This is a genomic window from Roseovarius sp. MMSF_3350 (assembly GCF_030733425.1).
Lineage (GTDB): Bacteria > Pseudomonadota > Alphaproteobacteria > Rhodobacterales > Rhodobacteraceae > Roseovarius.
The window spans coordinates 114,585-137,765 of record NZ_JASHIZ010000012.1 but is presented as its reverse complement, the minus strand read 5'-3'; the positions used below and the strand labels follow the sequence as shown (position 1 = coordinate 137,765).

Genomic DNA, 23,181 nt, shown 5'->3' with positions numbered 1-23,181 from the left:
TGCGGGCCGGGGGCGGGTTCGGTCTGGGCCTGGCCTTTTTCCTGATCGTCGTGGTGCTGGTGCCATTCGGCGTGGGGCCGCAATCGGAATTGTTGTCGCGGATCGCAGCGGGCATCCTGTGGATCGGGGCGCTGCTGGCCTGCTTGGTTTCGCTCGACCGGATTTTCGCGCTCGATTGGGAGGACGGGAGCCTTGATTTGCTGGCGACCGCGCCCCTGCCGATGGAGGCGGTGGCCGCCGTCAAGGGACTGGCGCACTGGATCACGACGGGATTGCCGCTGGTGCTGGCGGCGCCTGTGCTTGGCGTGTTGTTGAGCCTGCCTGTGCAGGGCTATGGGCCGTTGGTCCTGTCACTGTTCCTTGGTACGCCGGCGCTGAGCATGATCGGTGCGTTCGGGGCGGCGCTGACAGTGGGGCTGCGCCGGGGCGGGCTGTTGCTGAGCCTCTTGGTGCTGCCGCTTTACGTACCCACGTTGATCTTTGGCGCCGAGATGGCGCGGCGGGGCGTGGACGGGCAGGATTACACGACGCCGATGCTGATGCTGGCGGGGATCACCTGCGGCACCATCGCGCTTTTGCCTTTTGCATCGGCTGCGGTATTGAGGGTCAACCTGCGTTAACGAAAGGATCTGCGCGCGTGGCATCACTCTGGGAATACGCCAACCCGAAGAAGTTCATCGATACGACCGACAAGGTTCTGCCGTGGGTGTCGGTGCTGGCGGTGCTGTGCCTGGCGACGGGGCTGATCTGGGGGTTCTTCTTCACGCCGGACGATTTTCGGCAGGGATCGACCGTCAAGATCATCTATTTGCATGTGCCGAGCGCGCTGATGGCGATCAACGCGTGGATCATGATGTTGGTGGCATCGTTGATCTGGGTGGTGCGGCGGCACCACGTGAGCGCGCTGGCGGCCCGCGCGGCCGCCCCCGTGGGCGTGGTCATGACGGTGATCGCGCTGGCCACCGGGGCGATCTGGGGCCAGCCGATGTGGGGGACGTGGTGGGCGTGGGATCCGCGGCTGACCTCGTTCCTGATCCTGTTCCTGTTCTACCTCGGCTACATCGCCCTGTGGGAAGCCATCGAGAATGACGACACGGCGGCTGACCTGACCTCGATCCTGTGCATCGTGGGGTCGGTCTTTGCCCTGCTGAGCCGCTACGCGGTGCTGTTCTGGAACCAGGGGTTGCACCAGGGGGCGTCGCTGAGCCTCGACAAGGAAGAGAACGTGGCGGACGTGTTCTATTTCCCGCTGCTGGTCTGCATCGCGGGGTTCGTGTTTCTGTTCATCGCGCTGGTGTTCCTGCGCACGCAAACCGAGATCCGGGCGCGGCGGATGCGGGCGCTTCTGGCCCGTGACCGGATGGAGGCGTGATGCCCGAGCTTGGAAAATACGCCGAGGCGGTGCTGTCATCCTACGCGGTGTCGCTGGTGCTGTTGATCGCGCTGGTCGTGTTCAGCTGGCGGCGGTCGGTGCGCGTGAAGAACGCGTTGAAAGACGTTGAAAGAAAGCGGAAATCGGATGCCTAGAACCTCTTTCCTGATGGTGTTGCCGCCGGTGATCTTCGCCGCGCTGGCCGCGGTGTTCTATATCGGGATGCAGCGCGATGACCCCGATGCGCTGCCCTCGGCCATCGAGGGCAAACAGGCCCCGGCGGTGGCGCTGACGCCGCTGGACGGCAAAACGCCGTTCACCGATGCCGACCTGCGTAGCGGCGGGGTGAAACTGGTCAATTACTGGGCCAGCTGGTGCGCGCCCTGCCGGGTGGAGCATCCGCATCTGGAGGCGCTGGCCGAGGAAGGCATTACGATCTACGGCGTGAACTACAAGGATCAGCCGGGCAATGCGCTGGGGTTTCTTGAAGAACTGGGCGATCCCTACACGGCCATCGGGGCCGATCCGAACGGGCGCATGGCGCTGGACTGGGGGCTTTACGGCGTGCCGGAGACCTATGTGATCGACGGCGAGGGGCGGGTCGTGCTGCGCTTTCCGGGGCCGATCACCGAGCGCGTGATGGAGAGCCAGATCCGCCCCGCGATCGAGAAAGCGCGGGGCGGCTGAGTCCTGTTATTTTTTGCAGGTTTCGACCTGCGCGGTTTCGCCCAGCGGGCAGGCGGGGGGCGTGTCAGGGCTGGCCAGGGCGCCGGTGATGGCCAGAAGGGCGATCAAGGCGACCTGTATGGAGATCACGTATTTTCGCATCGGTAGGCTCCGTTGATGGTTTTTTTGTTTTTGCTGCTCGTTCGTACGATCCAGTTAGGCACAACTGTCGTGCCGCGATAGTCTGAAAAACCTGACCTCTGCGCACATCGGCGTGAACTTGCAAAGATCGCGGGATGGCGCGCGGAGTATGGCCCAGGTAACGATCGCGCAGGGCGTCGGGTTCGGGTGCGCCGGCAGGAGATCGCTTTGAGGCGGTGCGATTTGGCTCGGAGCCGGTGTGCGCGGATGACGGAGCTTGCAAGGGCGCGGTGCCGGGCATCTTGCGCGGGGCAGGCGGGGTTGCTATCTGCGACGACAAGCCCGACGCATTTGATCGGGAAAGCGAAGAGGCAGACGTGCAGGATCCCACCCCGCGCCTTGAGACACGCAACCTTGTGCGCCGTTACGACGGGCGCTTGGTGGTGGATGACGTGTCGCTGTCGGTGCTGCCGGGTCAGGTGACGTGCCTTCTGGGGCCGTCGGGCTGTGGCAAGTCAACGACGCTGCGGATGATCGCGGGCGTCGAGATGCAGGACGCGGGTGAAATCTGGGTCGATGGCAAGCTGGTCTGCGACACCGTCTTTCGCGTGCCGCCCGAGCGGCGCCATATCGGCCTGATGTTTCAGGACTTCGCTTTGTTCCCGCATCTTCGGGTAGGTGAGAACGTGGCATTCGGCCTTGGCGGTACGGCCGACGAGAAGGCCGCGCGCGTGGGCGAGTTGCTGGAGCGCGTGGGGCTGGAAGGCTATGCGCGGAATTTTCCGCACGAGTTGTCGGGCGGCGAGCAGCAGCGGGTGGCGCTGGCCCGTGCCTTGGCGCCGCGGCCCTCGATCATGCTGATGGACGAGCCGTTTTCGGGCCTCGACAACCGTCTGCGCGACGGCATCCGGGATGAGACGCTGGAAATCCTGCGCGAGCAGGACACCGCCGTTTTGCTGGTCACGCACGAGCCCGAGGAAGCGATGCGCATGGCAGACACGATCGCGTTGATGCGCGACGGGCGGATCGTGCAGCAGGGCGCGCCCTATAATATCTACAACGCGCCGGCGGACCGCGCGGCGGTTTCGTTCTTCAGCGACGTGAACGTGGTGCGCGGCGAGGTGCATGGCGCGCTGGCCGAGACGCCGTTCGGCCAATTCCTGGCGCCCGGTGTGCCGGACGGGCAGGCGGTGGAGATCGTGGTGCGCCCGCAGCATGTGAAGCTGGATTTCGATCGCGCGGGCAAGGGGCCGGTGCCAACGATCAGCGACGGCACGGCGGTGCGCGGCGTGGTGAAGCGGGCGCGGTTCATGGGCGGCGAGAGCCTGGTCGAGTTCGAAATGGAATTCGGCGGACCGCGCTTCAAGGTGACGGTGCCGGCGGTATTTCTACCGCAGAACGACACGCCGATGTGGCTGACCATCCGGCGCGACAAATGCTTCATATTTCCGGTGGACTGAGCCTCAGCCACCGTCCTCTTCTTCCTCGTCGGGAATGATCAGTTGCAATTCGCCGCTGGCCTCGAGCGTGCGGATGACGTTGACCACCTCGGTCATGGCGGCTTCGCCGTCCTTGGGTTTGACCTTGCCCAATGCCTCAACCTCTTCCCGGAGAGCATCGGACATGCGTTTCGACATGTTTTCGAGGATGAAGTCGGCGGAGAGGCGGGTCTCGTCGGCGGTCTGGGCATGGGCCAGTGCCTGTATTAGCGCGGCCTGATCGACATCGCGGGTGATCTTGGGCACGTCGATGGGATTGAGCCGTTCGGAGATGTTGACGAAGGTGAAGATCGCTTTGCGCACCTTGGCGGCGAAGCCCTGGTCGCTTTCGTCGAGGCCCATGAGCACGTCGTCGCGGGTGGCGGCGGGGGAGTAGTTGAGAATGGCGCCGACCCGTTCGACGGGGCCGTCGGGAAAGGCGGTTTCGGGAATGCTGTGCAGTTGCGCGGCGAGCGACAGGCCGATCCGGTCGACGGCATCGGGGGTAACCGCGCCGGTTTGAGACATGGCGACGGCGATGCGGCGCGCGGCGTCGCCCGGCATCTTGCCCAAGGCTTCGGCGGCGCGGGCCACGTCGAGCTTGGACAGCAGGACAGCGGCGACCTCGGTGCTTTCGGATTGCAGGATATCCAGCAGATCTTCGGTTTCGGCGGCGCGAACCTGCTCCCACGGGTCGCCGAACTGCCGCACGCCGGCTTCCTTGCGCAGGCGCGCGGCGGTTTGCGGGCTGATGCGCCCGTCGAGAGCGGTCAGCGCCCCGGCCACGCCGCGCGGGAAGGTCAGGCCCATCGCCTCGACCTCGGAGGCGAATTCGGCCACGACATCGGCCAGGGTGGAGCGGTCGACATAGCGCATCGTGCCGATCTGCTGGGTCAGGCGGCGCTGCAAGTCGTCGGGCAGGTCGTGCAAGGGCACGTCGGCGCCTTCGTTGATGAGAAACCGCACGATGATCGCGGCCTTCTGCCGGCGGGTCAGCTGGGCCGCCGCGTTTGCGGACGGCCCCGGAAGCGCCAGTTGCCCAAAATTACTGCTGCTCATTCCAGTCCCCGGATCAGGTTCCGGCACACTAGGGCAGGAGGGGTGAAGAAATGTCTAAAGCTAAAATTTGAAACGGCGCCGCCCGGTCCCGGGTGCGCCGTCTCGCCTTGGGATATGTGCGCCGGTCAGCTCATCGTCTGTTCGATGCAGGTGCCGGACGTCTTGTCCCACACCATGCCTTCGGCGCAGGAGGCAGCCTGATGCGACTTGCCAGGGCACATCGCGGCGGCGGAAAGGGTGGAGGCCAGAACGAGGGCCAGGGACGTGGTAATGGTCTTGGACTTCATGGATTGAACTCCTTTTCACTGGAACCCCGATGGTAACACGGAATCGGCTTCAGACCAGTGTTTTGGTCCGGACTTGCGCGGCGTATCGCCCGATCTGCCCGGAAATTCAGCTTTCCCCGAAGACGCGGGTGAAGATCGTGTCGACATGCTTGGTGTGGTAATCCATGTCGAATTTCTCTTCGATCTGATCTGTGCCCAGAGCTGCGACGACATCGGCGTCGGCCAGAAGTTCCTCTTTGAAATCGGTGCGTTCTTCCCAGACCTTGAGGGCGTTGCGCTGGACCATGGCGTAGGCATCCTCGCGGCTGACGCCGGCTTGGGTCAGGGCCAGAAGGACGCGTTGAGACATGACGAGGCCTGGGAACTTGTTCATGTTTTCCAGCATGTTCTCGGGGAAGATGATCATCTTGTCGATGACGCCGGTCAGGCGCGCCAACGCGAAATCGAGCGTGACGGTGGCGTCGGGGCCGATCATGCGCTCGACCGAGGAATGAGAGATGTCACGCTCGTGCCAGAGCGCCACGTTTTCCATCGCGGGAATCACCGCCATGCGGACGAGACGGGCGAGGCCGGTCAGGTTCTCGGTCAGCACGGGGTTCTTCTTGTGCGGCATGGCCGACGAGCCTTTCTGGCCCATCGAAAAGAATTCGGCGCCTTCGAGGACCTCGGTGCGCTGCATGTGTCGGATCTCGATGGCGACGTTCTCGATGGACGAGGCGATGACGCCGAGGGTGGCGAAGAAGGCGGCGTGGCGGTCGCGGGGGATGACCTGCGTGCTGATCGGTTCGGGGGTGAGGCCCAGTTGGGCGCAGACATGTTCCTCGACCCGGGGGTCGATATTGGCGAAGGTGCCGACCGCGCCGGAAATGGCGCCGGTGGCGACCTCGGTGCGGGCGGTGCGCAGGCGGGTAAGGTTGCGGTCCATTTCAGCATAGAAACGCGCGAAGGTGAGGCCCATCGTGGTGGGTTCGGCGTGAATCCCGTGGGAGCGGCCGACGCGAAGGGTCATCTTGTGCTCGAACGCGCGGCGTTTGAGGGCGGCGAGCAGGTCTTCCATGTCGGCGATCAGCAGGTCGGCGGCGCGCACCAGCTGGACGTTGAGGCAGGTATCGAGCACGTCCGAGGAGGTCATGCCCTGATGGACGAAGCGGGCTTCCTCGCTGCCCACATGTTCGGCCAGGTGGGTGAGAAAGGCGATGACGTCATGCTTGGTCACGGCCTCGATCTCGTCGATCCGGGCGACGTCGAATTGCACATCCTTTGCCTTCCACACGGCCTCGGCATTCTCGCGCGGGATCACGCCAAGGTCGGCCATGGCGTCGCAGGCATGGGCCTCGATCTCGTACCAGATTCGGAACTTGGTGGCGGGTTCCCAGATGGCGACCATGTCGGGGCGGGAATAGCGAGGGATCATGCGAACGGACCTTTGGATTGAATGGGTGTCGGGCGCGGTTTAGACGGAGGAACGGGTGGCGGCAAGACGGGCGTGGCGATTGGTACCGGAACTGGCAGAATTCGAAGGGAAATGGCGATTGGAGCGCGACGTGGTGCACGCGGGCGCGCCGCCCGCACGGTTCGAGGGCACGGCGTCTTTCATGCCCGATGACGGCGGGCTGTCTTATCGCGAGACCGGTGTGCTGACCGTGGCCGGGCAGGCGCCAATGCGGGCCGAGCGGGGTTACTTGTGGCGGGTCGGCGTGGGCGGCGGGATCGATGTGTTGTTCGAGGACGCGCGGTTCTTTCACAGTATAACGGACAGCGCAGAGGCGCGGCACTGGTGCGATCCGGATATGTATCACGTAGCCTATGATTTCACGCTCTGGCCGGAGTGGACGGCAACCTGGGCCGTGAGGGGACCGCGCAAGGCCTATCGGATGGTCAGCCGGTACACGTGACCCGGCGCGGGCCAGAGGTGAACAGATTGCCTTAATTCGGTCAAATTGTTTCGCTATTAGGGACAATAGCAAATGAAAGAGCCGGGCGGGCACGGTCCTTGACGAGGGCGAACAGACAAAAAGCCGGAGAAACGGGCTTCATACAGGCGGGGGGGGGGCACCTAGGGAGGTGCCGCCCGTTTCATTTTTCACGGGTGGCGCGGACGGGACGGATCAGTTGTCGCCGGTGATGTCGCGGAGCACGGAATAGGTGAACAGAAACGCGCCGAGCGGGGCGGAGTAGAGCATGATCGTCAGCGCCATGGTATGCACGGTCAAGCGCAGCGGCTTGGTGGGCGCGGCGCGTTCTTCCAGCCAGGCGGGCACGCTCGGGATGATGTCCGCCACATCGTCAGCGAGGATCACGTCGAACCGCTCTTCGGCGGGCATGGTGGCCGAAGTGCGTCTTCGGCCCCCGACAGGCTGCATATTGGCGGTGGCCGAGGAGTCGGAGCCGCGGGACGACTTTCGCAGCAGATCACACAGCGACAGGATGAGGTCGTGGTCGACCGGCTCGGGCGTTTCGCCGCGCATTATCGTGTCGTAGGGCATGTCTTCCGAGATGCGATAGACCAGCCGGTCGGCGAGATGCACGAAGGAGGGGCACAGCAGGTCGTCATCGGCCGGCGCGACGGGGGCGCGCCCGACGGCAAGGACAAGGCGCGTGTGGCGATCCTCGCGGCTGGGCGGCAAAAGTGCCATCGCGACGCGCACGTCGATGCGGTCGATCATCGCAAGGGCGTCGCTGACCCAGGTGATCCGGCGCGGCTGGGCGTCGGTGCCTTGCAGCATCTCGTCGATCACCTGCACGATATCACCGGCCTGCACCGGGGGCGCATGGCGATAACCGAAGGTCGCGATAGATGTCTGCTGTTCGTCGTGCATGCCTGGCCTGCAGGAAAGGGGCGGACCAAGATCTATGGAGCAACTGCGACCGGCTTGGGAAAAAACTGCGGCAAGATTACGATTGCGATCCCGGATAGGGGATCCGAAGCCTTGAAATAAAGGGGCGTACCGCGCTTAATGCCGGCGCGGCACGCCCTTTGCCTCAGGTCAGGTCGAGGACAACGTGAGGCTCCCCATCCGAGGTTTTCTCGACCGTGCGTCCGGTGGCGCCGATGGTGAAGGTCACCCGTTGCCGCAAGGCGCTGAAGCGCGGCGAGGCGACCACATCGACGGGGGTGTCAAAGTCGATGCCCAACTCCACATGATTCGGTCCGCGACGGCGCGCCGCGCGGACGGTGCCGGTAAAGTCATGACCGAGGTAGCGGCCCGAGACGCGCTGACCGAGTGTCCAGGCGCGGGGGGCCGCGGCCGGGACGGCGTCGGACAGGGTGTTCCAGTCACGAAAGCCCCATTGATGGGCCACGTGTTCGAGCGCGGTGGAGTGGCTGATCGGCGTTCCGGCGCGTCCCAGCGTCTGGCGAAGATTGCGCGCATGGCCTTTCAGCACGTCGCGCGGGGGAAGTGTGGTCTGTGTCATTGCATTGATCCCAAACGGGGCGAAAAGATCGGCAGGGCCCGCGTTGCTGCCCGGTCGAGCCCCGGGTCGATGCAATGTCACTGTCAGGGCTTCACCATGGCCGGGCGGCCTGCGGGCGGCGGGGACCTGACGCCCCGTGAGACCCGCAGATAGGCATGGTGTGCCGCTGCGTCAAGCCTGCGGTGCTCAGCCGTCGATCTTGGCGGCCATGATCGCGATCGCCTGTTGATAAACGGTGGCGGCGTTCCATTGCTGAATCACACGGAAATTCGGCTGTCCCTGCTGGTAGCCGGCGCCCGGCTGCCACCCCTTGCGGCGTAGAAAATTCGCGGTGGAAACAAGGGCATCGGCCTGATTGTAGAAGTCCACGCGCCCGTCGCCATTGCCGTCGACGCCGTAGGTGAGCGCGTTGCCGGGCAAGAACTGGGTGTGGCCCAGCTCGCCATGCTTGGCGCCGCGGGTGTTGACGGTGATCGAGCCGCGATCCACCAGTTTCAGCGCGCCGATGGCGTGCGGGCGAAAGAAATCCGAGCGGCGGCAATCGTAGGTCAGGGTCACGATGGCCGAGACGACGGAGCTGTCGCCCATGAAACCGCCAAAACCGGTTTCCATGCCGTGGATGGCGATGATGACACCGGCGGGCACGCCGTAATTCTGTTCGATCCAGTTGTAGAAGCCGGGGTTCTGCGCCTTGCGCTGGCGGCCCTGCGAGATGATCGTGTTGGCGCCGCGCACTTGCATGAACTTGTCCAGCGAATAGCGGAAGCTTTTCTGGTTGCGGTCGGCGGCGATGGTGCTGGAGGCATAGCTGGTCTGGGCCAGCGCCTGAAGGCCCCGTTGGCCGACGCCGGCGGCCTGGGCCTGCTGGGCGAAGCTGGACTTCCACTGCTCGAACCCGTTGGCGTTGTTGCCACATTGGGAATAGGCAGCGGTGCCGGCCGTTGCGGTGGCGGCGCAAGCAACGGCAAGCGCAAAAAATCGAGATTTAAGTTTCGGGTACATTGGGCAGCTCCAAGTCAGACACAGGCGATGTTAGTCGAGCGGGTCAGGGGAACAAAGTCAATTCTCCATGACGTTCGACACACTCGAACGGGCGACTGAACGCCGCCCCTCGGGGTAAGAAACGGCCGATCGGGCGCGTCCGTTCCCCAAAGGCCGAGCTTGTTTTTCGTCAAGCCGCGTCGGGAGGCAGCAGGTCAGTGCAGAACAGTCTGAACCACCTGCGCTGCGGCGGCGGTTGCGCCGCTTGTCTGAAGCGACACGAAAAGCCCCGACAGTGCCGCCGCCTGGCCGGCGAGGCGCAGGTTTTCACCTTTCACCAGATTGATTATCACCAGCGTCAGCCCGACCGGCAGTGCGAAGCAGGCCACCGCGAAAGTCAGAAACCAGGCCGACAGGCGAAGGCGATCGGTCTCCTCGGCTATGTTCTCGATGGACGGGGCGATCATCTCCGGCGTGTCTTCGATGATGCCCTCGGACACGTCGATTAAAACCTTTGAGGGCAGGAAATGCACCGCTGGCGGGGGCATGCGTGCCAGCCGCTCATCCAATTTGGTATGTAAATCCTCGACCCTGGTCAGAGCGGCACGGGCGCGCAACGCCTGGTCCTTCTGCGTGTCGTTCGCGGGCGTATCATGCGCGGCAAGCTCGCAGGCCATCGTGACATCGGCGGCCGACAGTAGCGCCTCTTGCTCGACCCACTGCAGGTGCGGCGGACGAAGGTGGTCACTGAGCTCGATCGCAACGCGGGCCAGAACGGCGTCGATCGCCGGACCGGTGTCGGGCGACGCATGCTCAAGGCCTTGGACGTCGATCCGCAACACGACACTCGCCGGCCGTGCAAGACCGGGCAGGAGGACATTCCGGCTTAGCGTAAGGCTGATGCGGCAATGCGCGGTCTCGATCCCGGCGACCGTTTCAGTAAGCAATCCGAGCGACCGGACATCCTGGCAGAGTCCGCTCAAGGTTTTCACTGTGCGGGTGGCCATATCCAGTAGGTCGATACGCTTCTCCTCGGTAAAGACCAGCCCCGCCATGATGTGATTTTCAGTATCAGGCATTTTACAAACCCCGGTTGTTTCCGCACTTAACCAATCTTTCATCTCGTAAGTGAAATCAGTGTGTTTCAAATGTGGAACCAATTGGGCGCTGTGCCGGGGCGAGCGGATATCCGCCTGTTTTGGCGGTCATGCCGCTGCTTTTCACAGTAATATGCGCAAAAAAACGGGCGCCCTCCAGAAAGGGCGCCCGTTTGCATCTCAGCCGACTGATCAATCAGCAGCTGTAGTACATGCCGAATTCGACCGGGTGCGGCGTGTGCTCGTAGGTCTCGATCTCTTCCATCTTGAGCTCGATGTAGCCCTCGATCTGATCCTTGGTGAACACGTCACCGGCCAGAAGGTACTCGTGATCGGCCTGAAGCTCCTGCATGGCTTCGCGCAGGCTGCCGCAGACGGTCGGGATGCCTTCCAGCTCTTCGGCGGGCAGGTCGTAGAGGTTCTTGTCCATCGCCTCGCCCGGGTCGATCTTGTTCTTGATGCCATCGAGGCCGGCCATCAACAGGGCCGCGAAGCACAGGTAGGGGTTCGACGACGGGTCGGGGAAGCGGGCCTCGACGCGCTTGGCTTTCGGCGACTCGGTCCACGGAATCCGGACGCAGCCCGAGCGATTGCGGGCCGAATAGGCGCGCAGCACGGGAGCCTCGAAGCCCGGGATCAGACGCTTGTAGCTGTTGGTCGACGGGTTGGTGAACGCATTGAGCGACTTGGCGTGCTTCAGGATGCCGCCGATATAGTAGAGCGCCTCCTGACTGAGGTCGGCATACTTGTCACCGGCGAAGAGCGGCTTGCCGTCCTTCCAGATCGACATGTTGACGTGCATCCCCGTGCCGTTGTCGCCCGCGATGGGCTTGGGCATGAACGTGGCCGACTTGCCGTAGGCGGCGGCGACGTTGTGGATGACGTACTTGTATTTCTGCAGTTCGTCTGCCTGCTTGGTCAGGCTGTCGAAAATCAGGCCAAGCTCGTGCTGGCACGAGGCCACCTCGTGGTGGTGCTTGTCGACCTTCATGCCCAGGCGCTTCATTGTCGAGAGCATTTCCGAGCGGATGTCTTGTGCCTCGTCGGTGGGGTTCACCGGGAAATAGCCGCCCTTGACGCCCGGACGATGGCCCATGTTGCCCATCTCGTACTCGGTGTCGGTGTTCCAGGAGGCGTCGATCGCGTCGACCTCATAGGAGACCTTGTTGATCGAGTTGGAGAACCGCACGTCGTCGAACAGGAAAAATTCGGCTTCCGGACCGAAGAACGCGCTGTCGCCGAGACCGCTGGACTTCAGGTAGGCTTCGGCCTTTTCGGCGGTGCCACGCGGGTCGCGCTCGTAGGATTCGCCGGTATCGGGCTCGACGATCGAGCAGTGCAGGCACATCGTGGTTTCCGCATAGAAGGGGTCGATGTAGCCGGACGCGGTGTCGGGCATCAGTTTCATGTCGGAGGCTTCGATCGATTTCCAGCCCGCGATGGACGAGCCATCGAACATGAAGCCTTCCTCGAGGAAATCCTCGTCGACCTGATCGGCCAGGACCGTCACGTGCTGCAACTTGCCGCGCGGGTCCGTGAAACGGATGTCGACATACTCGACTTCCTTGTCCTTGATCGTCTTGAGCAGATCTTTTGCGCTCATGTCCATTGATCCCTTCGTTTTGGTTCCAAGTGTAGGTTTAAAGCGCGTCCGAACCGGATTCGCCGGTGCGGATGCGGATGGCTTGTTCGATGGGGCTGACGAAAATCTTGCCGTCGCCGATCTTGTCGGTCTTTGCGGCATCGACAATAGCCTCGATCGCGGCGTCGACCTGATCGTCGTCCAGCACGACGTCGATCTTCACCTTCGGCAGGAAGTCGACGACATACTCGGCGCCGCGGTAAAGCTCGGTGTGGCCTTTCTGGCGGCCGAAGCCCTTGACCTCGATCACCGAGAGGCCCTGCACACCCACCTCCTGAAGCGCTTCCTTGACTTCATCGAGCTTGAAGGGCTTGATGATCGCCTCGATTTTTTTCATGGGTCGACTCCTCCGACTGACTTGCGGGATTTGCAGATCATTTCTGGTAACGCGGCACAATCGGATAGGGGGTTTGGGCGGAGTTGCGGCAGGGTGATCCAATCACGTGATTAAAATTTGGGCAATATGCCTGAGTTTTGTGCGAAAATGAATCGTTATGGAGCGGGAATGACCGAATTGCTGACGGCAGCGCAGATGCGGGCCATCGAAGAGGCTGCCATTGCCTCGGGCGAGGTGACCGGGCTGGAGTTGATGGAACGCGCCGGACGCGGCGTGGTCGAAGCCGTGTTCGAGGAATGGCCGGAGCTGGCAAAGGCGCCGCACCGGGCCGTTGTGTTGTGCGGGCCGGGGAACAATGGCGGCGACGGGTTCGTGGTGGCGCGGCTGTTGAAGGACTGGGGCTGGGAGGTGGAGGTGTATCTCTACGGTGACCCAGCCAAGCTGCCGCCGGCTGCGCGGGTGAACTACGAACGGTGGTCGGAGATGGGGGCGGTTGCAGACATGAGTCGTGACCTCGCGCATGGGGCAACACCCGACCTGTTCGTGGATGCCGTGTTCGGAACAGGGCTTTCGCGCCCGGTGGAAGGAAAGCTTGCGCAGGTCCTGGCGGCGTTCGATGGATTTCGTGCAGTAAGGCATATTCGAACCGTGGCGGTGGACATGCCCTCGGGCCTATGCGCCGACAGCGGCCGCGCGATGGGCACCTTTGCGACCGCCGATTTGACGGTAAGTTTTCACGACGCCAAGCTGGGCCATTACCTGTCGCGGGGCGCGCAACAGTTGGGAAAGCTGGTGGTCAAGAGTATCGGGCTCTCTCGTGCTGCCGCGACGGAAGGGGCGGTGCGATTGGTGGGCCAGGGGGGCGGTGGCCGACTGCGCAAGGCGGCGACGTCGCACAAATATGGACACGGTCACGCCCTGATCCTGACCGGCGGCGCAGGGCGCACTGGTGCCGCGCGACTGGCGGCGCGGGGCGCGCTGCGTATCGGAGCGGGGCTGGTCAGCCTCGGTGTGCCGCCGAGCGCGCAGCAGGAGGTGGCCTGCCAGGTGACGTCGATCATGCTGTCGCGGATCGAGGGGGGCGACGGGCTGGCGGAGGTGCTGAAGGACGATCGGCTGAGCGCGCTCTGTCTGGGGCCCGGGATGGGCGTCGAGCGGGCGCGGGAGCTTGTGCCGATTGCGTTGGGGCAAGGCGGGGTGAAACCCCGCCCTACGGTGATGGATGCGGATGCGCTGATGGCGTTTGTCGAGGAACCCGAGGATTTGTTCGGGATGCTTCACAAAGCTTGCGTGCTGACGCCCCACGGGGGCGAGTTTGCGCGGCTTTTCCCCGATATTGCAGAAAAGCTAAATGCGACGCCGGTGAAAGGTCCGGCCTATTCCAAGGTGGACGCCACGCGCGAGGCCGCGGCGCGGGCCGGCTGCGTGGTGCTGTTCAAGGGCGCCGACACGGTGATCGCCGCGCCGGACGGGCGGTGCAGCATCAATTCCGCGCAGTACGACCGCGCGGCGCCGTGGCTGGCGACCGCCGGGGCGGGGGATGTGCTGGCCGGGTTTATAACCGGCTTGCTGGCGCGGGGGCATGGGCCGATGCAGGCGGCGGAGGCCGCGGCTTGGCTGCACGTTGAGTGTGCGCGCGCGTTTGGGCCGGGGCTGATTGCGGAGGATCTGCCGGAGGAGCTGCCAAAGGTTTTTCGGGATCTGTTCGGTTGAGAGGGCGAAGTCCCGGGGCAGGCCCGGGACGCGAGGGTCATGCCGCTTTAGAAAGCGCCGCGATATCGGCCGTGCTGGCGACTTCGAGCCCGTCGACGTAGAGTACGTGCGGCGTGTCGAAGTCGAGGGTGAAGAGCGTCATCTCGGCCTCGCCTTCGTCGGTGATGAACTCGCCATCGACCAGTTGCGATACCTGTGCCATGGCGCGTTTTGCGCCGAACATCGCCTCGGCGCGCCAGTCGCGGATCAGCAGGTATTGCCCTGCCGGCAACAGCACGTCGCGCACCGGGCGGGTGTGGCCCAGCGAGCCGGCCTGGACCCGGATCGCACGGGTGCGCAGGGTCGCCGAGGATATGTCCCGAAGGATGGCCATGCCGGTGTCGCGCGTGATCACGCGGTCTCCGGGACGGAGATCTTCCACCGCCTTCTCGCCTTCCAATGTCATTATAACTGCGCCCGCGGCAAAGCCGTTGGCCTGCACCTTGGCCCCGGACGGGTTGGTCCCGCCTGTGCCCCCGACCGTTTTCGGTTCCATGGGCTATCTCGCTCTGTTTTCTGCCTCGAATTTTTCATCACCATACGTCAACATTTCGTCAATGTCGCGCCTTTTGTTCAAGGGCGCGGCATATTTGGTGGGACAGTGATGCGGGAAATTCCACTCGCTTCCTGTTTCAGGCTTTGCTAAGACGCGGCTCGATGCGGGTGTGGCGGAATTGGTAGACGCACCAGATTTAGGTTCTGGCGCCGCAAGGCGTGGGGGTTCAAGTCCCTTCACCCGCACCACTTCTCATTTTCACTCCTTCGACCACCTTCAAAGCCTTAAACGGCAAGGCTATTTGAGGTGTTCTAGGCCCTTCCAAACGATGATAGGCAAAACGGTCCGCAAACGCCAATCTGAGGAGCGTTCTGCGCAGTGTGATATTGCCACTTTCCCAGAGTTTATAAGGGTTTGCGAGGAAACGTAGAGAGAGTTCTAGCAACTCCTCTACGGTCCCCTTTGGTTTGGCCCGATTGGCAAGAGAATCCTGCAATCTGACCTTAGTTTTTTCGAGAGCCGTGATCTTGTCTTCATAGGCTCCGATCACGGCATCATTGGTCGCAGCCATGATCCGGTCGAGCAGTTTTTCGATCTGCTTATCCGTCTCTGCGATCTGCCGCTTGGTCGCCTCGCTTGCGGCCTTGGCTTGTCCAAGCCGTGCAGCCCATGCATCACGGAACATCAGTGTCGCGAGTTTCATGACTGAGTGACCGGGCTGGAGGGTTTTGACGATTTCGCCGAAGTCGCCTTCAAGCTTGTCACGCGGGATCGACTTACCGTAGCTGGCGCAGCCCTTGGTCTGACACAGATAATAGGCATAGTGCCGTCTTGCGCCCTTGGGCCAGGAGGAGCGTAGAGGGACACCGCAATCGCCGCAGGTCGCAAAGCCGCGTAGGGCGAAGTCTTTGCCAATATCCTTACGCGCCGGAGCTTTGGCCACGCCACTTCTGCGCTTCTGGATTTTGTCATAGGTGGCCAGCGAGATCAGCGGTTCATGCTGACCTTTGAGCCAATCGATCCCCCAAGTCTCGGAGCAGATATATCCGGCGTAGAGCGGTTGCGTGAGGATATCGGTCACGCGCTGTTGCTTCACATCGCCATGCTTGCTGCGCGGGAAGTCGGGGTGCGCTTCAAAGAAACGCTTCACTTCGACTTGGCCTTGGAAGCGTCCTGCGGCATAGCCTTCGAGCGCTTCTTTGACGAGTGACGCCATCGGCTCGTCATGCACCAGCACCTTGCCGTGGCCTTTGACGGTCTTGTAGCGGTAGCCAGTCGGCGCGTTGTGAACCCAGTAGCCGGTTTGCATCCGCGCTTTCATCTTTTGTCCCACTTGCCGCCCGTTTTGCTTGCGCTCCAACGCGCCTTGCGCGGCCATGATGGTTTCGATGAACTCGCCCTCGGGGGAGTCATCGAACTTGAAGTTCAGGCATTCGATTGAGGCTCCCCGCTGACGCAGCGCTTCACGCAGATCGAGATGGAAGCGTGTATCACGGGCAAAGCGCTTGAGATCATCGAAGATCACAACGAAGTCCTGATCCGGTTGGGCATCGAGGAAGGACAGCAACGCCACCAGACCGGGCCTTGCCATGAAGTCGCCGCCGCCCGTAAAGGTATCGGGGAAGACTCCGGCGACGTCATAGCCCTGGGCGACCGCATATTCGCGGCAGCGGGTTTCTTGCGACTTGAGCCCGTGCCCTTCGGCCTCTTGGGCTTTGGATGAGACACGGCAATAGATCACCGCCTGAGGCCGGGCTGTCTCTGTCATGGATTTTGCAGTTTGTTTTGTCATGCGGACTCCTCTCCGGCGGCTTGGCCCGAGGGTGATGCCGCTCTTTGCGATGGTGTTTCGGTGGGGTGGTCTGAGGATACCACAGAGGCTATCGCTTGCGCCAATTCCTCGTCGCTCTTTCCACAGGCGGTATCCAACGGATGAATGCCAAAGCCCAGATCAACGAACGCGACCATGATCGACCACAGGGTTTCGATCAGGGCGCGTTTTTGTTCTTCAGGAATATCCTCATCCTTGAACAACGGCAGGTAAGCGTCCCAATCGATGGACAATGTTGGGGTGGACGCGGTTGCGTCTTTTAGGCGGCACATGGCTGGCATCTCCTTTCTCCGGGGCCGGGTATTATGGGATTGATCTTGATCTTCGGTGCGCAGGCACACGATGAGAACAAATATAGAACAAACTACCATAAACCCGACCGTTTACCAAAGGGTTTCTTGATAAAACCCCTGACAAGACAGGGAGATAGCGGCTAGAACACAGGCTGGATAAGGGTATGGTGCGGGTGATTGCGGGTAGGAATCGATCATGGACCATAAGCGCGAGATCGACTGGATGGACGCATCCGCACCAGAGCGCATTGAACCGACACAAGCGCTCTATCGGATCATGCGCGCCTTGGCGCAAGCCACAGGAGCCCGCTTTGACGACCTGGTCGAGACCGCCCAGGATGCGCCTGTCAGTGCATCCAGCGATCCGCACCGTAACTTTCGGCGCGGGCAGATTGCACGGAGCAAGGCGGCGTCCATCCATGAATGGCTGGCAACACACCACTTTGCCTTTGCTCAAAAACGCGCACCCGAGCTGTTCCGGTTCCCCCGCCAGTCAGACTGGGATCGCTTTGTTGCGGATCATGCGATTGCAGGCAGTCTGACGGTCATCCCGCTTGTAAAGTCGATGGGCATTGCAAGGCGTTCGAAGACGGTCAGTCATGCTGTGACGACGCTGCGCCTTGGGCAGGATTACTGCCTGGAGCTGGAAAGCCGTCTTGAGGGCCAGTGTGTCGCCTTTGAAGGGTATAACGGCAGTTGGTATCCGCTGCCGCTTGGTGACGACGAAAGGCGTCTCCGAGTTATTATCCCGGAAGGCGCAACGCTCCTGCCGCGGGATCGGGACGGTTATCCCATTGCGCTTGTCGAGCTGGACCATGGCGGGGTGCATCGCTTTGTGGTGATCGTGTCCGATGACAAAGCATTGCCAACGGACAGGCCAAGTCTCGCGCAACTGGGGCAGGGCGCAGCAGCATTCGAGGTGCATGTGCTAGAGGTCAACTTCACAAGCTGACACTCAGAGGCCCTGGATGGCTTTGAGTTGGTCATTGATGCGCACCAGTTCCGCCCATTCCTGTGCGCCGGTTGTGCTGAGATCAGGAGAGCGAGACGCATTCGACAGCTTGGCAATCTGGATATCGGCAAAGAAGCTTTGCACATCCCCAAGATCAGCCGCGATGCTTTCGGCTCCGGCAATCCGGGCCAGATGCACCGCATCGAAATAGGCCGGAATGATCACCGTGCGATTGAATGCACTTTGCTCTTCGTCTGAGGGCAGATCATCGGGTGAGACAGCATCGCGTCTGTTTTCTTGAGCGATCAAATGCGCCGTAATCAAAGGCATCTCCATCGCATGACCCAGAAGTTGGAAGATGCGCGTCGCAGCTTTGGGATGCGTTGATATCGCTGCGCCATAGGCCGCATCTTCACGTTCGATCAGCATCATCATCGACGCGATAGCGGCCATGCGCCCGTGCAGCTCCGGCCAGCCGTCTTTTGAGTAAGCACCCAGAACGGACTCTGTAGCATCATGATCGGCCTGCAGTTCGAGACAAGGTTCGACTTTTGTGCGATCTGCACCCTCCAGCACGGTAAGGCGATCCGGCAAAACCGGGCGGCGTTGGCTGATGGAGAAATCCAGGGAGCGGGCGGTTTCGCCGATAGCCGTGCGGTCGAGCAGATCAAAGTGCCCGAGATCGAAGTGGTTCTGCTCATGCTGGGTGAGCCATTGCAGAGCCACATCGACCGGGTCGATGGTGTCGGTGGGGAAGGGGGTTCCAATGCCGTCAACGAAGCCTGTGTCGGCCAGAGCGTCTGCCCACAAACGTGCTAGCGCAGGGCGAACGCCGTCGCCGATGCGGATGGTGAAATCGTCGCCGTTCAGTTCGGCGATTGCCCAGAACTCCATGGTCTCACGAAATTGATAGTTGCTTTGTATCAAAGTGAGGGGGCAAAGCTGTCTTTGGCAACGCAAACGTAAGGTGAGTTTCCCATTTTGTGTTTGCGATTTGTCTGCTTGTCTCTAAGGCACGTTCACTCAGAATGTGGTGGCGTGATTGTCCATATCCCGCTATATATAGTTGTTATGAATGCAAAAACTTCAGCTAGAAAGGGTTAGTCATGTTTAAAATTGAAGGCTTAGACGAACTGCAGAAAGAGCTAGCACAAGCCGAGCAAGCCCTAAAAGAATTGGATGGAGAAATAGGGCAGGTTAACTTCGATCCGGATGATCCTGGTAGCATCGACGGTGCCATAGCTTCTGCGGAGCAAATGATTGATGAGCGTTTAGGTCGCTACGCAAATAATAAGCTGGTGGCGCCATTGATCGACGCGGTCAAAGAGGAATCCCGTAAGGCGATCCTTGAAGAAGCTGAACGGGCGCGCCTCGAGGCAGACGATGACTGAGACCAAAGGTCTTTTCCGGCAGTTGAACAATGCAGTTCTTGATCTGCAAAAAGCTGACTATCAGTCTTTTGCAAGGCCGCTTGCAAAAATCGGCCGGCTACTCGCGAGCGACGAGCTTAAGTCCATCAATGCCGAGTTGACCCGAGATTTGAATCTAGAAGACTTTCTCAAGAGAAGCGAAGCGACCCAAGGGGGAATGATTGGAAGTGCAACGCTACTTTGGCCCGATGATGAAAGAGAAATACTAGGAACCCAATTACTATTGGTCCAACGTCTATGCGCCGACCCAGATTGGACAGTACATTTTGCGGGCAAATTCTACGTTAGTCACTCGAACAAGTACATGAGAGACGTGCAGCAACTTGTTTCTCAACTCATCGTTCCCTTTGTTCGAGATTATCGGGAGTATGTAGAAAGCAACGGAAATCCCGACAATTCACTAAAAATTCCAGTGGCGTCAAACAAGGTTTTTATCGTGCATGGACATGATGGAGAGGCTAGGGAGACAGTCGCTCGCTTTGTGGAGAAAATCGGCCTTTCTGCGATAATTCTTCATGAGCAAGCAAGCAGAGGTCGTACCATAATCGAAAAAGTCGAAGCAAACTCTGACGTTGGCTTTGCAATCGTTCTGCTCACCCCCGACGATGTTGGACGTGCTGCGTCGAGCGAAACTACTGAGCCGCGTGCAAGGCAAAACGTACTGCTTGAATTAGGCTACTTCATTGGGAAACTTGGGCGGGATAAGGTGTGTGCGCTTAAGAAAGGTACGCTGGAAATTCCCAGCGATTTTGCCGGTGTGGTTTGGGAAACCATGGATAGTGCTGGTGCTTGGAAGCAATCACTGGCCAGGGAGCTAGAAGCTTCTGGGTTGAGCATCGATTGGAACCAAGTGATGCGACAATGATTGAACGGGACGAAATTGACGCCAAGGCAAAAGAGTTTGAGATCACTACCTCGAATGTTCAACGAGACTACGTCTTTGGCTGGCTCCTTTTTGCGATTTACAACAATTCCTACCTTTCGCAACTATTGGTGCTTAAGGGCGGAAACTGCTTTAGAAAAGCATACTTTCCTAACACGAGATTTTCTTCAGATTTAGATTTTTCCACTACTGAGGCTGTAGACTTGGCGCGTTTTGCCAGTGAAATCGAGAGCTGCTGCGCTGTTGCTCATGATGTTTCAGGGATTCGTTTTGTTGCCGAAAGAAATAGTTTTCACGAAGCGAAACGCGCAAATCTAGGAAAGAACACAAACCGAAAAATTTACAAAGGAAAGGTCTTCTTTGAAGACTTTTATGGCGCGAAGAGTACCTTGGAAATTTCGGTTCGGATGGATGTTACTGAGTTCGATAGACTGTACATGCCAGTCAGCTCAGTACCAATCATCCATCCATATTCAGACGCTTCCAGATGCCAGGTAGAACTGCGGTGTGTCGCAGTCGAAGAAAGCATCGCCAGCAAGATGAAGTGTCTTCTTCAGAGAAGGCACTCTCACGACCTCTATGACCTTGTTTATGCGGCTTTCTTCAACTCTGAAATTGAATTGGACAGAGCAGAGATCGCGCGGGTTTTTCTGAAGAAGACTATTTTCGAGAGAAGTCCAGGTTCGGCTAGACAAATCCTTTTAGGGTTGCCGATGGCGTTTTTTCGCGGTGCGTGGAACAAGTACATCGTATGCCCTGCGCAAAGCAGAATGAACTTCGACAAGGTTGAAGGCGTTTACTCTGACTTTATTGATAGTATTTTTTCGACAACGGGCCTCGCGGATCGCATCAGCAATGCTTTCTTTCCGGCAGAGCAACGAAACTTGTTTTTGGAAGCTGGAGCCGGCGCTCGCCTTATGAGGATTGAATATGATGGGTACGAGCGGATCGTCGAACCTTACGCTTTGTCATACAAACGGCCACAAGATGGACACGCGCGAGAATATTTTTATGTATGGGATAGGTCGGGCGGCTCTTCTGGGCAACCGGGCATTCGATCACTCGTCAATCCAAAAGTTTTGAACCCTGAAATCTTAGACGAGAAGTTTGAACCTAGGTTTGAGATCGAGCTATCCAAAGCGGGTGAAGTAACTGAAAAAAGTTATTTTGGGAGTAGTTCTTCGAGTTCCGCTCGACGATCCAATACCCGCATAGGTAGGTCCTTGTACGATGGCGGCCCTAGAAGAATTATCGAATGCTCTAACTGTGGCAGAAGGTTCAAGCGCAAAACAGCAAGCTTGGCGCTGAAGGGACACAAGGATAAATGGGGCAAGGCGAGAGGTGTCCATGTCGGAAGGCCCAAGTCTAGTCAAAAAAGTCAACAGGTTGTATCAAGGTGTTGACCGAAGACATGGTGACGAACCGCGAGGAATTGGATGGCGAAGGAAGATATCAAGGTATTTGAGGATACCTCTGTCACGGCGCTTATCGACGAAACGAAGCAGCCGATCTGGCTGCGGCGCTACGGGGGTTACGCTAAAGCGCTCATCTGGGACAATGTAAGTAGAACAGTAGATCATGCGGTAAAAACTGGCTTCAAAGCGGTCCGCGCTGTATGGGCCAGTGAAGACATTTTTTACGGTCATCGAGACCAGCAAGACTATGTAGAAGGCGATTTCTCCGAGATTGAACGACGGGTCGTCACGCGAAACAGCATCCCAGAAATCGTTGCAGACAAAGATTATGAAAGCCTCGTTTTGCGGTTTCGAGAGTTGGTGGCGACAGAGCGCGTTGCGCACAACCTGCTACTTTCAAAATGGCATAAGTCTGACATTAATCGTGACCAAACAGCCTCCGCGGCTCTGGAAAATATCGAGCAGCATGGATGGCAAAACCTTCTATCATTTCAAAAATTCTTTACTATCAAGGCCATCTTATGTTTAAATAAAAGTCTGGAAGGTTATGATTTTAATGAAAATACCTTCCACGAGGAAGTATTGGACGAAAAGGAAATTAGGCAAGAATACTTAAGGCAAAATATCAAGCTTCTGTTCGCAGAAGCCGCCGAAACTCTATGTGAAAGCCCGGAAGAATTTAGAGCATTCGTTGAGAGCACCGTAGAAGGACTTGTCGACGATACTCCCCCGCCCGACCTCCCATCCAAAGCTCCAAAGCTATACCGCGACCGAACAGACAAATCCCAGAAACCAGTCGATTTCATCAAGACAGTATACGAAAAATGGCTCGGCAAGGGACTCCTACGACCTCACATCAAGCAGCTAGATGAAGCGCTGTACAGAGCACTGTACAAGCACGGCATACCAGAAGAATTCGACACTCTTTTGCCTAAGGCGCCTGGAAAATCAGCTCGCGTGAAAAATCTCAGCGAGGAACAACAAGTCGAACGAAGACGCGCTCAAGCGCGCGAACGCAACAAACGCATGTACCATTTTAGGAAACAAAAGGCGTAAGAAATTTCTTACTTTTTATTGACGTAATAATATTGTTCTCCTACTGTCCGAGTCGCCAGCAACGCTCAGACAGCAAAGGAGCATTCCATGACCACTCTCACAAAACAGCAGCTACAGCAGGCTCAACAAGTCGGTGCCCAAGGTGGCACCGTGAACACGACTGGCTTGCACCACGTTGACAAAGCCGCAATCGATGCAGCAGTCCGCAGGGGCCAGTCGGGTAGCAAGTAAGCTGCTTTCATCGCGCGGCGGGAGACCCCGCCGCGCACTCAAGAAATTGGAGATCAAAATGGCATGGAAACAAGACCCCATCTATTCCAACATGGAGACGGACGGTATCTACACTCGCCCAAAAATTGACGCGACTAGCGCCTATATTTCTGGCTTGAATGGCGGGACATATGGCCAGTTCACGCATCAACATTCTGCATTTGCAGCAGGGCAAGCTGCGCGGCCCCGAAAAACGCCCGTGACCACACCTAGCGGTTACTCCACCAGTGGTGGCGGCTCGACCAATGGCGGAACAATCCTCGCGTTGCTGTTCATTCTCGGCATATTGCTCTTGCCCCTGTTGGCGATGTGAGGCCCGACACCAA

Annotated in this window: 27 protein-coding genes and 1 tRNA gene; 14 read left to right on the top strand and 14 right to left on the bottom strand. The window is 59.7% G+C overall.

Annotated elements, in window-relative coordinates; translation table 11 throughout:
• From ccmB to RBB31_RS13015, 4 genes are all read left to right on the top strand, one after another.
• A partial coding sequence (ccmB, locus tag RBB31_RS13030; RefSeq protein ID WP_306129737.1) for a heme exporter protein CcmB occupies window positions 1–620 on the top strand: 620 nt, incomplete at its 5' end.
• Window positions 621–637: 17 nt separating this feature from the next.
• Entirely contained in the window at window positions 638–1,372 is a 735-nt protein-coding gene (locus RBB31_RS13025) for a heme ABC transporter permease (RefSeq protein ID WP_306129736.1), read from the top strand.
• The gene (gene ccmD / locus RBB31_RS13020) at window positions 1,372–1,527 is read left to right on the top strand and encodes a heme exporter protein CcmD (protein ID WP_371931326.1); all 156 of its coding nucleotides are present in this window, start codon (window positions 1,372–1,374) and stop codon (window positions 1,525–1,527) included. The genes RBB31_RS13025 and ccmD overlap by 1 nt, the downstream gene beginning before the upstream one ends.
• The gene (locus RBB31_RS13015; RefSeq protein WP_306129734.1) at window positions 1,520–2,059 is read left to right on the top strand and encodes a DsbE family thiol:disulfide interchange protein; all 540 of its coding nucleotides are present in this window, start codon (window positions 1,520–1,522) and stop codon (window positions 2,057–2,059) included. The genes ccmD and RBB31_RS13015 overlap by 8 nt, the downstream gene beginning before the upstream one ends.
• 6 nt (window positions 2,060–2,065) lie before the next feature.
• Here RBB31_RS13015 and RBB31_RS13010 read toward each other — a convergent pair whose 3' ends face one another.
• Window positions 2,066–2,200 carry a hypothetical protein gene (locus RBB31_RS13010; protein ID WP_306129733.1) on the bottom strand — a complete coding sequence of 45 codons (135 nt, stop codon included), beginning with the start codon at window positions 2,198–2,200 and terminating at the stop codon, window positions 2,066–2,068.
• A 356-nt stretch (window positions 2,201–2,556) separates the two neighbouring features.
• Here RBB31_RS13010 and RBB31_RS13005 point away from each other — a divergent pair, with 356 nt between their 5' ends.
• Window positions 2,557–3,639 carry an ABC transporter ATP-binding protein gene (locus tag RBB31_RS13005; RefSeq protein WP_306129732.1) on the top strand — a complete coding sequence of 361 codons (1,083 nt, stop codon included), beginning with the start codon at window positions 2,557–2,559 and terminating at the stop codon, window positions 3,637–3,639.
• Window positions 3,640–3,642: 3 nt separating this feature from the next.
• Here RBB31_RS13005 and RBB31_RS13000 read toward each other — a convergent pair whose 3' ends face one another.
• The 3 genes from RBB31_RS13000 to purB all read right to left on the bottom strand — a co-directional run bounded on the left by RBB31_RS13000 (window position 3,643) and on the right by purB (window position 6,417).
• Entirely contained in the window at window positions 3,643–4,716 is a 1,074-nt protein-coding gene (locus RBB31_RS13000) for a flagellar motor switch protein FliG (protein WP_306129731.1), read from the bottom strand.
• 125 nt (window positions 4,717–4,841) lie between these two features.
• Window positions 4,842–5,003: a hypothetical protein gene (locus RBB31_RS12995; protein ID WP_306129730.1), complete on the bottom strand. Its 162-nt coding sequence runs from the start codon at window positions 5,001–5,003 to the stop codon at window positions 4,842–4,844.
• 106 nt (window positions 5,004–5,109) lie between these two features.
• Complete coding sequence (purB, locus tag RBB31_RS12990; protein ID WP_306129729.1) at window positions 5,110–6,417, bottom strand: adenylosuccinate lyase; 1,308 nt, start codon at window positions 6,415–6,417, stop codon at window positions 5,110–5,112.
• Window positions 6,418–6,472: 55 nt separating this feature from the next.
• On the opposite strand from purB, the gene RBB31_RS12985 reads away from it, so the two are divergent.
• Window positions 6,473–6,898, top strand: a complete 426-nt coding sequence (locus RBB31_RS12985; protein WP_306129728.1) for a DUF6314 family protein — start codon at window positions 6,473–6,475, stop codon at window positions 6,896–6,898.
• Between the two features lie 213 nt (window positions 6,899–7,111).
• Here RBB31_RS12985 and RBB31_RS12980 read toward each other — a convergent pair whose 3' ends face one another.
• The 6 genes from RBB31_RS12980 to RBB31_RS12955 all read right to left on the bottom strand — a co-directional run bounded on the left by RBB31_RS12980 (window position 7,112) and on the right by RBB31_RS12955 (window position 12,477).
• Window positions 7,112–7,822 carry a hypothetical protein gene (locus RBB31_RS12980; RefSeq protein ID WP_306129727.1) on the bottom strand — a complete coding sequence of 237 codons (711 nt, stop codon included), beginning with the start codon at window positions 7,820–7,822 and terminating at the stop codon, window positions 7,112–7,114.
• Between the two features lie 163 nt (window positions 7,823–7,985).
• Window positions 7,986–8,420, bottom strand: a complete 435-nt coding sequence (locus RBB31_RS12975; RefSeq protein WP_306129726.1) for a glyoxalase superfamily protein — start codon at window positions 8,418–8,420, stop codon at window positions 7,986–7,988.
• 186 nt (window positions 8,421–8,606) lie between these two features.
• Complete coding sequence (locus RBB31_RS12970) at window positions 8,607–9,422, bottom strand: lytic transglycosylase domain-containing protein (RefSeq protein WP_306129725.1); 816 nt, start codon at window positions 9,420–9,422, stop codon at window positions 8,607–8,609.
• A 194-nt stretch (window positions 9,423–9,616) separates the two neighbouring features.
• Window positions 9,617–10,522, bottom strand: coding sequence for a hypothetical protein (locus tag RBB31_RS12965; protein ID WP_306129724.1), 906 nt, complete (start codon window positions 10,520–10,522; stop codon window positions 9,617–9,619).
• A 172-nt stretch (window positions 10,523–10,694) separates the two neighbouring features.
• On the bottom strand, window positions 10,695–12,101 hold the full coding sequence (gene glnA / locus RBB31_RS12960; RefSeq protein WP_306129723.1) for a type I glutamate--ammonia ligase: 1,407 nt from the start codon (window positions 12,099–12,101) through the stop codon (window positions 10,695–10,697).
• Between the two features lie 37 nt (window positions 12,102–12,138).
• Window positions 12,139–12,477, bottom strand: a complete 339-nt coding sequence (locus tag RBB31_RS12955) for a P-II family nitrogen regulator (protein WP_306129722.1) — start codon at window positions 12,475–12,477, stop codon at window positions 12,139–12,141.
• A gap of 168 nt (window positions 12,478–12,645) precedes the next feature.
• On the opposite strand from RBB31_RS12955, the gene RBB31_RS12950 reads away from it, so the two are divergent.
• Entirely contained in the window at window positions 12,646–14,190 is a 1,545-nt protein-coding gene (locus RBB31_RS12950; protein WP_306129721.1) for an NAD(P)H-hydrate dehydratase, read from the top strand.
• Window positions 14,191–14,227: 37 nt separating this feature from the next.
• Here the strand turns inward: RBB31_RS12950 and RBB31_RS12945 are convergent, their stop codons facing one another.
• Complete coding sequence (locus RBB31_RS12945; RefSeq protein WP_306129720.1) at window positions 14,228–14,725, bottom strand: Hint domain-containing protein; 498 nt, start codon at window positions 14,723–14,725, stop codon at window positions 14,228–14,230.
• Window positions 14,726–14,888: 163 nt separating this feature from the next.
• Here RBB31_RS12945 and RBB31_RS12940 point away from each other — a divergent pair.
• Window positions 14,889–14,973: transfer RNA gene (locus RBB31_RS12940), tRNA-Leu, on the top strand.
• Here RBB31_RS12940 and RBB31_RS12935 read toward each other — a convergent pair.
• Together RBB31_RS12935 and RBB31_RS12930 are read right to left on the bottom strand one after the other, a co-directional pair.
• On the bottom strand, window positions 14,952–16,517 hold the full coding sequence (locus tag RBB31_RS12935) for a recombinase family protein (RefSeq protein ID WP_306129719.1): 1,566 nt from the start codon (window positions 16,515–16,517) through the stop codon (window positions 14,952–14,954). The two genes, RBB31_RS12940 and RBB31_RS12935, sit on opposite strands and share 22 nt — an antisense overlap.
• Window positions 16,514–16,828, bottom strand: a complete 315-nt coding sequence (locus tag RBB31_RS12930) for a hypothetical protein (protein ID WP_306129718.1) — start codon at window positions 16,826–16,828, stop codon at window positions 16,514–16,516. Before RBB31_RS12930 ends, RBB31_RS12935 begins: the two co-directional genes overlap by 4 nt.
• A 217-nt stretch (window positions 16,829–17,045) precedes the next feature.
• On the opposite strand from RBB31_RS12930, the gene RBB31_RS12925 reads away from it, so the two are divergent.
• Window positions 17,046–17,801 carry a hypothetical protein gene (locus RBB31_RS12925; protein WP_306129717.1) on the top strand — a complete coding sequence of 252 codons (756 nt, stop codon included), beginning with the start codon at window positions 17,046–17,048 and terminating at the stop codon, window positions 17,799–17,801.
• A 3-nt stretch (window positions 17,802–17,804) separates the two neighbouring features.
• Here RBB31_RS12925 and RBB31_RS12920 read toward each other — a convergent pair whose 3' ends face one another.
• On the bottom strand, window positions 17,805–18,695 hold the full coding sequence (locus tag RBB31_RS12920) for a hypothetical protein (protein ID WP_306129716.1): 891 nt from the start codon (window positions 18,693–18,695) through the stop codon (window positions 17,805–17,807).
• A gap of 212 nt (window positions 18,696–18,907) precedes the next feature.
• Here RBB31_RS12920 and RBB31_RS12915 point away from each other — a divergent pair, with 212 nt between their 5' ends.
• The 5 genes from RBB31_RS12915 to RBB31_RS12895 all read left to right on the top strand — a co-directional run bounded on the left by RBB31_RS12915 (window position 18,908) and on the right by RBB31_RS12895 (window position 23,168).
• Window positions 18,908–19,192 carry a hypothetical protein gene (locus RBB31_RS12915; RefSeq protein ID WP_306129715.1) on the top strand — a complete coding sequence of 95 codons (285 nt, stop codon included), beginning with the start codon at window positions 18,908–18,910 and terminating at the stop codon, window positions 19,190–19,192.
• Window positions 19,185–20,096 (top strand): nucleotide-binding protein, encoded by a 912-nt coding sequence (locus RBB31_RS12910; protein WP_306129714.1) that lies wholly within the window; start codon window positions 19,185–19,187, stop codon window positions 20,094–20,096. The genes RBB31_RS12915 and RBB31_RS12910 overlap by 8 nt, the downstream gene beginning before the upstream one ends.
• A complete protein-coding gene (locus tag RBB31_RS12905) occupies window positions 20,093–21,517 on the top strand; it encodes a nucleotidyl transferase AbiEii/AbiGii toxin family protein (RefSeq protein ID WP_306129713.1) in 1,425 nt (474 codons plus the stop codon). Before RBB31_RS12910 ends, RBB31_RS12905 begins: the two co-directional genes overlap by 4 nt.
• 33 nt (window positions 21,518–21,550) lie before the next feature.
• Window positions 21,551–22,585, top strand: coding sequence for a hypothetical protein (locus RBB31_RS12900; RefSeq protein ID WP_306129712.1), 1,035 nt, complete (start codon window positions 21,551–21,553; stop codon window positions 22,583–22,585).
• A gap of 289 nt (window positions 22,586–22,874) precedes the next feature.
• Window positions 22,875–23,168: a hypothetical protein gene (locus RBB31_RS12895; RefSeq protein WP_306129711.1), complete on the top strand. Its 294-nt coding sequence runs from the start codon at window positions 22,875–22,877 to the stop codon at window positions 23,166–23,168.
• The last annotated feature ends 13 nt before the right edge of the window (window positions 23,169–23,181 follow it).

Excerpts from the sequence above, each read along its gene's own strand:
- RBB31_RS12895 (WP_306129711.1), top strand. The coding sequence starts at position 22,875 with ATGGCATGGAAACAAGACCCCATCTATTCCAACATGGAGACGGACGGT.
- RBB31_RS12920 (WP_306129716.1), bottom strand. The coding sequence starts at position 18,695 with ATGGAGTTCTGGGCAATCGCCGAACTGAACGGCGACGATTTCACCATC.
- RBB31_RS12905 (WP_306129713.1), top strand. The coding sequence starts at position 20,093 with ATGATTGAACGGGACGAAATTGACGCCAAGGCAAAAGAGTTTGAGATC.
- RBB31_RS12910 (WP_306129714.1), top strand. The coding sequence starts at position 19,185 with ATGACTGAGACCAAAGGTCTTTTCCGGCAGTTGAACAATGCAGTTCTT.
- RBB31_RS12915 (WP_306129715.1), top strand. The coding sequence starts at position 18,908 with ATGTTTAAAATTGAAGGCTTAGACGAACTGCAGAAAGAGCTAGCACAA.
- RBB31_RS12925 (WP_306129717.1), top strand. The coding sequence starts at position 17,046 with ATGGACCATAAGCGCGAGATCGACTGGATGGACGCATCCGCACCAGAG.
- RBB31_RS12935 (WP_306129719.1), bottom strand. The coding sequence starts at position 16,517 with ATGACAAAACAAACTGCAAAATCCATGACAGAGACAGCCCGGCCTCAG.
- RBB31_RS12975 (WP_306129726.1), bottom strand. The coding sequence starts at position 8,420 with ATGACACAGACCACACTTCCCCCGCGCGACGTGCTGAAAGGCCATGCG.
- RBB31_RS13015 (WP_306129734.1), top strand. The coding sequence starts at position 1,520 with ATGCCTAGAACCTCTTTCCTGATGGTGTTGCCGCCGGTGATCTTCGCC.
- RBB31_RS12950 (WP_306129721.1), top strand. The coding sequence starts at position 12,646 with ATGACCGAATTGCTGACGGCAGCGCAGATGCGGGCCATCGAAGAGGCT.
- RBB31_RS13000 (WP_306129731.1), bottom strand. The coding sequence starts at position 4,716 with ATGAGCAGCAGTAATTTTGGGCAACTGGCGCTTCCGGGGCCGTCCGCA.
- RBB31_RS12970 (WP_306129725.1), bottom strand. The coding sequence starts at position 9,422 with ATGTACCCGAAACTTAAATCTCGATTTTTTGCGCTTGCCGTTGCTTGC.
- RBB31_RS12945 (WP_306129720.1), bottom strand. The coding sequence starts at position 14,725 with ATGGAACCGAAAACGGTCGGGGGCACAGGCGGGACCAACCCGTCCGGG.
- RBB31_RS12930 (WP_306129718.1), bottom strand. The coding sequence starts at position 16,828 with ATGTGCCGCCTAAAAGACGCAACCGCGTCCACCCCAACATTGTCCATC.
- glnA (WP_306129723.1), bottom strand. The coding sequence starts at position 12,101 with ATGAGCGCAAAAGATCTGCTCAAGACGATCAAGGACAAGGAAGTCGAG.
- RBB31_RS12980 (WP_306129727.1), bottom strand. The coding sequence starts at position 7,822 with ATGCACGACGAACAGCAGACATCTATCGCGACCTTCGGTTATCGCCAT.
- ccmD (WP_371931326.1), top strand. The coding sequence starts at position 1,372 with ATGCCCGAGCTTGGAAAATACGCCGAGGCGGTGCTGTCATCCTACGCG.
- RBB31_RS12900 (WP_306129712.1), top strand. The coding sequence starts at position 21,551 with ATGGCGAAGGAAGATATCAAGGTATTTGAGGATACCTCTGTCACGGCG.
- RBB31_RS13010 (WP_306129733.1), bottom strand. The coding sequence starts at position 2,200 with ATGCGAAAATACGTGATCTCCATACAGGTCGCCTTGATCGCCCTTCTG.
- purB (WP_306129729.1), bottom strand. The coding sequence starts at position 6,417 with ATGATCCCTCGCTATTCCCGCCCCGACATGGTCGCCATCTGGGAACCC.
- RBB31_RS12995 (WP_306129730.1), bottom strand. The coding sequence starts at position 5,003 with ATGAAGTCCAAGACCATTACCACGTCCCTGGCCCTCGTTCTGGCCTCC.
- RBB31_RS12965 (WP_306129724.1), bottom strand. The coding sequence starts at position 10,522 with ATGAAAGATTGGTTAAGTGCGGAAACAACCGGGGTTTGTAAAATGCCT.
- RBB31_RS12955 (WP_306129722.1), bottom strand. The coding sequence starts at position 12,477 with ATGAAAAAAATCGAGGCGATCATCAAGCCCTTCAAGCTCGATGAAGTC.